The 756-nt window shown below is 62.4% G+C and carries 2 protein-coding genes; both read left to right on the top strand.

The genetic code is table 11. The features are described from left to right. Positions 1 to 283: OmpA family protein (locus tag AC1DY5_RS57595; RefSeq protein ID WP_478123035.1), on the top strand; the 283-nt coding region annotated here is incomplete at its 5' end. A gap of 97 nt (positions 284 to 380) precedes the next feature. Beyond that, positions 381 to 756: bifunctional 2-polyprenyl-6-hydroxyphenol methylase/3-demethylubiquinol 3-O-methyltransferase UbiG (gene ubiG / locus AC1DY5_RS57590; RefSeq protein WP_478123034.1), on the top strand; the 376-nt coding region annotated here is incomplete at its 3' end.

Raw genomic sequence — 756 nt, 5'->3', positions numbered from 1 at the left:
GCTGGACGACTTGGTCTCGAAGATCAAGGACGTGAACCTCGAAGTGATCATCGCCGTCGGCCATACCGACTGGATCGGTACCGTGGCGTACAACCAGAAGCTGTCGGTCCGCCGCGCTGAAGCCGTCAAGGCCTACCTGGTCTCGAAGGGCATCGAAAAGAACCGCGTGTACACCGAAGGCAAGGGCAAGAGCCAGCCGATCGCTGACAACCGCACTGCCGAAGGCCGCGCCAAGAACCGTCGCGTGGAAATCGAAGTGGTCGGTACCCGCCCCAACAAGTGATTCGCAAGAATCGCTGAAGAAAACCCCGCCTCGGCGGGGTTTTTTTATGCCCGCTCTAGCACCGGCATTTCAATTCGCGCCGTTTCATAATCGCTCCATGACCGAACCCGTGAATGCCGATCCGGCAGAACTCGCCAAATTCTCCGAACTCGCGCACCGTTGGTGGGACCTCGAAAGTGAATTCCGACCGCTGCACGAAATTAATCCGCTGCGCCTCGACTGGATCGACGGTATGGCCCCGATTGCCGGCCGCAGGGTGCTCGACGTCGGCTGCGGCGGCGGCATCCTGGCCGACTCGATGGCGCGCAAGGGCGCCGAGGTCCTCGGCATCGACCTGGCCGACAAGGCGCTCAAGGTGGCGCAGTTGCATGCGCTCGAGGCCGGCACACGCGGCGTCAAGTACCGCTTGGTCAGCGCCGAGGCGCTGGCGGCAGAGCAGCCCGGCACTTTCGATGTCGTGAGCTGCATGGAGA

The organism is Variovorax sp. P4_D9, from assembly GCF_056401695.1.
Note: the sequence above shows the minus strand (reverse complement) of the source record. Positions and strands in the feature narration are given on the sequence as shown.